Below are 6,559 nucleotides of genomic sequence, written 5' to 3'. Positions count from 1 at the left end.
ACGGAAGTGAACCGCAGCCTTCGTGGATGGATGGAATACTTCAAACACTCCTCCAGGTGGACGTTTCCCCGTCTCGACTCATGGGTTCGTCGGCGACTGCGCAGTATTCTGCGTAAGCGCAGCGGACGAAAGGGGATCAGCCGAGGCCGCGATCATAACAGATGGCCGAATGCTTTCTTTGAGCGCCATGGGTTGTACAGCCTCGTGGCAGCCCATCGCGCAATGCTCCAGTCCTCAGCGGGGTAAAACCACCAACCGGAGAGCCGTATGCGGGAGATCCGCACGTACGGTTCGGAGGGGGGAGGGACTCGGCAACGAGTCCTTCCTACCCCTATCAGGGGCCTTTGTCCCCAAGGGGCGTTTCATCCTTCCTGGTTCGCTCTTTCATGCGGGGCGGCCTCGCCATGACCGTCCTTTCGGGCAAGCGGCCGAGTCTCGGGTCCTAATCGTTCTTGGTCTTGCGGAAGATGGTGGTGCGGTTGACCTGAAGCGCCTCGGCGGCCTTGGAAACCGATCCGTAGATGGCCAGAGCCTCTTCGATGACGGCACGCTCCAGCTTTCGCACGATTTCCTTGAGAGGCTGGGAGCCGATTTCGAGAAGGAAATCGCCGGAGGAGAACGTGGCACAACCCGCGGCCCCGCCGATCTCTACGGGAAGATCGGCGCAGCAGATCTGGGGCTTTTCCGACGAAACCACCAGGCCGTGGATCATGTTTTCCAGCTCCCGGATGTTTCCCGGCCAGCTGTAGCGAAGCAGGGCGTTTTCGGCCTTGCTGGTGAGCCGGACGCTCTTACCGTACTTGGCATTGAACCGGTGGAGAAAGACCTTGGCCAAAGGCAAGATGTCGTCCCTCCTTTGCCGCAGGGGCAACACATGGAGCACGGCCACCTTGAGGCGATAGTAGAGGTCGCTTCGGAACGTGCCTTCGGCCACGCTTTTTCCCAGGTCCCGGTTGGTGGCCGCCAGGATGCGCACATCGATGGGCGTGACCTTGGTGGAGCCGACCCGGATGATCTCCTGGTCCTGAAGCGCACGCAGCAGCTTGGTCTGCATGTGGGGGTTGAGTTCCCCGATCTCGTCCAGGAAAAGGGTGCCGCCGTTGGCGTCTTCGAAAAGGCCTCGTTTGCCCTTGGCCTTGGCTCCGGAGAAGGCGCCCGATTCATAGCCGAACAGCTCCGATTCCACCAGGGATTCGGGGATGGTGGTGCAGTCCACCTTGATGAAGGGTTTGGCGGACCGGCGGCTTTTCTTGTGGAGTCTTCGCGCCACCATGTCCTTGCCCACGCCGGTTTCTCCCAGGATGAGCACCGACGCCTCGGTGGGGGCGATGGTGTCCAAGGCGTGGAGCAGTTCTTCGGATTCGCGGCTCACCGCCACCATCCCCTCGTCCAGGAAGACTTCCTCGGGATTCAGGCTGGAAACCTGCCTCTGGTACTGCTGGATGAGACTTTTCTGGGTGGCGATTTCCTCCTTCATCCTGTTGAAGGTGGTGATGTCTCGGACGAAGGTGACCACCAGCTCCACCCGGCCGCGGGCGTCGAAGACCGGATGGCCGTGCAGGACGACGCTGCGTCCGTTGATCTTCTGGACCCGGGTGACCACCTTGCCCGTGCGGACCACGTCCGGGTTGACGATGGCGTCGAAGACTCCCATCTCCAGGAGTTCGGTGACCCGGTGTCCCAGAACGCGATCCGAAGACACTCCGGTCAGGCGCTGCCAGGAATCGTTGACGTAGAGGGTGGATCCTTCCCGGTTGGAGATGTAGACCCCGTCTTTCAAGAGGTTGAGAATACTATAGAAGTGGGGTTGCAAGGCGGAGTCCGTTTCCGGTGGAAACATCCCGTTGGGGAGCATGTGAAGTCCTCTCAAATTTCATTTGAAGCGACTATGTAAACCATCAACCCGTTATTGTGCAAACAATTCCGTGGGAGCGCAACCCTGCGGCTGATGGGATACGAGAAGAACGGAGCGTCCAAACATGCTGGTTTTGGTCATCAATGCGGGCAGTTCTTCCATCAAGTACCGCCTGCTGGACATGGCAAGTGAAGAGCCTCTTTCATGGGGCGTGGTGGAAAAGATCGGCGAGCCGTGCAGCCGGGTTACGCATCAAGGGAGAACACCCACCGGGGTCCACCAGATCACGGAGGAGCTTCCCATTCGGGATCACCGCCAGGCCATGGAACGGGTGGTTCACCTGCTGACAACGGAAGGCGGCGGCGTGATCGACGACCCGGAGCGCATCGACGCCATCGGCCACCGCGTGGTGCATGGGGGGGAAAGATTTCGGCATCCGGTTCGGATCGATGCCGGCGTGGTGGAAGGCATCCGGGAGCACATCCCGCTGGCGCCGCTCCACAACCCCGGGCACCTTGCGGGCATTGAAACGGCGCTGGAGCTCTTTCCCTCGGCGCCTCAGGTGGCCGTCTTCGACACGGCGTTCCACCAGACGATTCCTCCGGAAGCGCACCTCTATGCCGTGCCCTATCGGTTGTACGAGGAGCTGGGCGTGCGGCGCTACGGCTTCCACGGTATCTCCCACGCCTTTGTAACCCGGGAAGCTTCCCGGCTGCTCGACATTCCTCTGGAGCAGCTCAATCTCATCACCCTTCACCTGGGAAACGGCGCCTCCATCACGGCCGTGAGGGGCGGGCGCAGCGTGGACACATCCATGGGTCTGACCCCTCTGGAAGGCGTGATCATGGGCACCCGATCCGGCAGTCTGGATCCGGCCGTGGTGGGCTACCTGCACCGTCGGGCGGGCATGGGCGTGGAAGAGATCATGGATTTGCTCACCCGGGAAAGCGGTCTTCTGGGAATCTGCGGGCACAATGACCTTCGGGACATCCATCGTCGCCGCCTTCGGGGTGATGCGCGGGCTCAGCTGGCCCTTGAAATGCTCGTCCACAGCTACCGGAAATATGTGGGGGCCTACATGGCGGTGCTGGGACGAACGGATGCCGTTGTGTTCACGGGTGGAATCGGCGAAAACGATGCGACCGTCCGTGAGCTCGTGTGCCGGGACCTGGAAAACCTGGGAATCCGACTCGATCCTGCGAAAAATCTCCAATGGGAAGGTCAGCCGCAATGCATCAACCGTTCCGACAGTAAGGTTCGGGTGCTGGTGATTCCCACCAACGAAGAGCTGGAGATCGCCCGCCAGACCTGTCGGGTGCTTTCGTCCACGGCAAGCCGTGAAGCACCGGCGCAAGCGGTCTGAACGAGCGGCGAAATCCGACCACCCGACGAATCACCCGAAATCCCCCGCCCCCAGAGGAAGTGAGTCCCGTCCTTACCCGAAGGGTCTGTGCCTTCGTAGGGGCGGGCTTTACGCCCGCCCGGAAAAACCACACGATGGGGAGAAATCTTCGTCTTTCTTCCATGGCTCCGCCATTCCGGCTTCCCGTTCAAACCGCACCCTCCCGCCTCTTCCCTGTTGTCACGAGCCGATGGTCGCGCTAGGGTACGTATTAGAGCGGCGCGGAGGGCGCCGTTCGGCATCCCCTTTCCGGTTCTTCCAAGGAGGGACGGCCATGACAGAGAACAGGATTCCCGCTTGGTATACATCGCTTCGCCAAAAGCACTCCCGGGTCATGGACGCTTTGGACGAGCTGGGGAAGGCCGTGCGTTCGGAAGGCCCCCTGGACGAGAAGACTTCCCATCTCGTCCAGCTGGCGGCGGCCGCGGCCATCCGTTCCGAAGGAGCGGTCCACAGCCACACGCGCCGGGCGTTGAAGGCCGGTGCGTCCCAAGATGAAATCGTCCACGCGCTGCTTCTCTTGGTGAGCACCATCGGGTTTCCGGCCGTTTCGGCCGCCCTGAGTTGGGCTCACGACGAATTCGCGGACGAGTCGTAACCGGCATCCCGGCCCGGATCGCTTCCGACGTGAACCGTTTTTCGTAAGGGCGGTTCGCAAACCGCCCCGGGGAGCTTGCCCGAGAACTCCACCAGCCGTCGCTCCCGCGCAAGCGGGAGTCCATAGCCTACTGGAAGCTCCGGATCCCCGCTCTCCGGTCAAGCCGGGGACAAGCTTCGCGGGGATGACGGAGGGCCACGGAACGGTGAAAATCCACCGTTGTCGGGCGGGCTCCTGGAAGGCTGTCCGGGAACACTGGGAACGAGCGGCTTGGTTGTAGCGCAGCCCTTCAGGGCTGCGAAAGAATTCCCGGACGACGGATGGGCCGTCGGGCTCGGTGCCCCTCGTTTCATTGGGTCCCGATCGTCCTTTCCCGCGGGTCTGAAGCCCCGCGGCTACGAAAAGAACAGAAATTTTCCGTCATCTTGATTCGGGGAGCCATTTTCAGACAAGCTCCCCGTCCTTGGCCGATGGATACCACCCGAAGAGCCTGCTGGAGCGATGGACGGCATGAGTTCCGAGGAAACGCGATTCTTTACCGATTTCGACATCTATCTCTGGAAGCAGGGCACTTTGTACCGTGCCTGGGAGAAGATGGGAGCCCATCCGTGCCGAATGAACGGCGAGGACGGCGTTCACTTCGCCGTGTGGGCGCCCAATGCGGAAAAGGTCTCCGTGGTGGGGGACTTCAACGGCTGGCGCGAAGGGGTCCATCCCCTGGAGCCTCTGGAAGATACGGGGATCTGGCGGGGTTTCCTGCCGGGCGTGGCCCCGGGAGCCCTCTACAAGTATGCCATCACGTCCCGCCATGGAGGCTACAAGGTCCAGAAAGCGGACCCTTACGGGTTCTTTTGTGAAATCCGCCCCCGGACGGCGTCCGTGGTGTGGGACCTGGGCGGATATGCCTGGAAGGATGCCGACTGGATGCGCTCACGGGCACGGGCCAACAGCCGGGAGGCTCCCCTTTCCATCTACGAGGTGCACCTGGGATCCTGGATGCGCCACGCGGAAGAGGGAAACCGCTGGCTCACCTACCGGGAGCTGGCCCCCCGCCTGGCCGAATACGTGACCGAGATGGGCTTCACCCACGTGGAACTCCTTCCCGTGACGGAACACCCCTTCGACGGATCGTGGGGCTACCAGACGGTGGGTTACTTCGCTCCCACCAGCCGGTTCGGCACGCCCCAGGATTTCATGGCCTTCGTGGACATCATGCACCAGCACGGCATCGGGGTGATCCTCGATTGGGTTCCCGCCCACTTTCCCACGGACGAACACGGCCTGGGCTTTTTCGACGGGACTCACCTTTACGAACACGCCGATCCCCGCCTGGGCTTTCACAACGACTGGAAGTCCTTCATCTTCAACTTCGGCCGCAACGAGGTGATCAATTTCCTCATCTCCAGCGCCCTCTTCTGGCTGGACGTCTATCACATCGACGGACTGAGGGTGGACGCCGTGGCGTCCATGCTCTACCTGGACTATTCCCGCAAGGACGGCGAATGGATCCCCAACAAGTACGGGGGCAACGAAAACCTGGAGGCCATCGCGTTCTTGAAGCGCTTCAACGAGACCGTCTACCGGGAATTTCCCGACACCATGACCATCGCCGAAGAATCCACGGCCTGGCCCATGGTGTCCCGGCCCACCTACCTGGGAGGTCTGGGTTTCGGCTTCAAGTGGAACATGGGCTGGATGCACGACACCCTTCTCTACATGACCAAGGATCCCATCCACCGCAAGTTCCACCACAACAACCTGACCTTCAGCATCCTGTACGCCTTCACGGAAAATTTCGTCCTGCCCTTCTCCCATGACGAGGTGGTCCACGGGAAGGGGTCCATGCTGGCCAAGATGCCGGGGGACCTGTGGCAGAAGTTCGCCAACCTGCGGCTTCTCTACGGCTACATGTTCACCCACCCGGGCAAGAAGCTTCTCTTCATGGGAAACGAATTCGGCCAGTGGTCGGAATGGAACCACGACGCCGCCCTGGAATGGCACCTGCTGGAATACGATTCCCACCGGGGGCTTCAATCCTGGGTCCGGGACCTGAACGCCCTGCTCCGCCGGGAGCCGGCCTTCCACGAACTGGACCACGACCCCCACGGGTTCGAATGGATCGACTGCAATGACAGCGAGCAGAGCACGTTGATCTTCCTTCGCCGGTCCAAGCGCGAAGAGGACGTGGCGGTCTGCGCCTTCAACTTCACGCCGGTGCCGCGCCGGCCCTACCGCGTGGGGGTGCCCTTCGGGGGCTACTGGAAGGAGGTGCTCAACAGCGATGCGGACCTCTACGGCGGGAGCGGCCTGGGAAACCTGGGCGGGGTGGAGGCGGAACCGGTGCCGTTCCATGGGCGGCCCTATTCCCTGTCCATCACGTTGCCGCCTCTCGCGGCCGTGATTTTCAAACCCGCCCCGGACGTCTCCCGTTGAGCCTCCGGCCAGAAGACCTCCCTCGGGAGCTTGTCCGAAAACGTGTTTTCTTCATCAATCGCTCAGGAGCCTGTCCGACAACGGCGAATTTGCCTCGTTCAACGCCGATTCGTCATCCCCGCGAAGCCTGTCCCCGGCTTGAACGGGGAGCGGGGAGGCAGAACTTGCAGCAAGTTATGGACTCCCGCTTGCGCGGGAGTGACGGGTGGCGGAGTTTTCGGACAGCCTCCTAAGAACGCGACTTCTTTCGTAGCCGCGGGGCTTCCGCCCC

Annotated in this window: 5 protein-coding genes; 4 read left to right on the top strand and 1 reads right to left on the bottom strand. The window is 61.8% G+C overall.

The annotated features are described in order from the left end of the window. Window positions 1-6: 6 nt before the first annotated feature. Window positions 7-246, top strand: coding sequence for a group II intron maturase-specific domain-containing protein (locus BUB04_RS20325; RefSeq protein WP_084076317.1), 240 nt, complete (start codon window positions 7-9; stop codon window positions 244-246). A gap of 196 nt (window positions 247-442) precedes the next feature. On the opposite strand, the gene BUB04_RS16490 is transcribed toward BUB04_RS20325, so the two are convergent. Then, window positions 443-1,855 (bottom strand): sigma-54 interaction domain-containing protein, encoded by a 1,413-nt coding sequence (locus tag BUB04_RS16490; protein ID WP_218588495.1) that lies wholly within the window; start codon window positions 1,853-1,855, stop codon window positions 443-445. A 124-nt stretch (window positions 1,856-1,979) separates the two neighbouring features. On the opposite strand from BUB04_RS16490, the gene BUB04_RS16485 reads away from it, so the two are divergent. From BUB04_RS16485 to glgB, 3 genes are all read left to right on the top strand, one after another. After that, window positions 1,980-3,218 carry an acetate kinase gene (locus BUB04_RS16485; RefSeq protein WP_073041528.1) on the top strand — a complete coding sequence of 413 codons (1,239 nt, stop codon included), beginning with the start codon at window positions 1,980-1,982 and terminating at the stop codon, window positions 3,216-3,218. 313 nt (window positions 3,219-3,531) lie between these two features. After that, window positions 3,532-3,855 (top strand): carboxymuconolactone decarboxylase family protein, encoded by a 324-nt coding sequence (locus tag BUB04_RS16480; protein ID WP_073041526.1) that lies wholly within the window; start codon window positions 3,532-3,534, stop codon window positions 3,853-3,855. Between the two features lie 501 nt (window positions 3,856-4,356). Continuing rightward, window positions 4,357-6,288 carry a 1,4-alpha-glucan branching protein GlgB gene (gene glgB / locus BUB04_RS16475; protein ID WP_073041524.1) on the top strand — a complete coding sequence of 644 codons (1,932 nt, stop codon included), beginning with the start codon at window positions 4,357-4,359 and terminating at the stop codon, window positions 6,286-6,288. The last annotated feature ends 271 nt before the right edge of the window (window positions 6,289-6,559 follow it).

Source organism: Desulfacinum infernum DSM 9756, from assembly GCF_900129305.1.
GTDB classification, from domain to species: domain Bacteria; phylum Desulfobacterota; class Syntrophobacteria; order Syntrophobacterales; family DSM-9756; genus Desulfacinum; species Desulfacinum infernum.
This window is presented reverse-complemented; position numbering and strand designations above follow the sequence as displayed.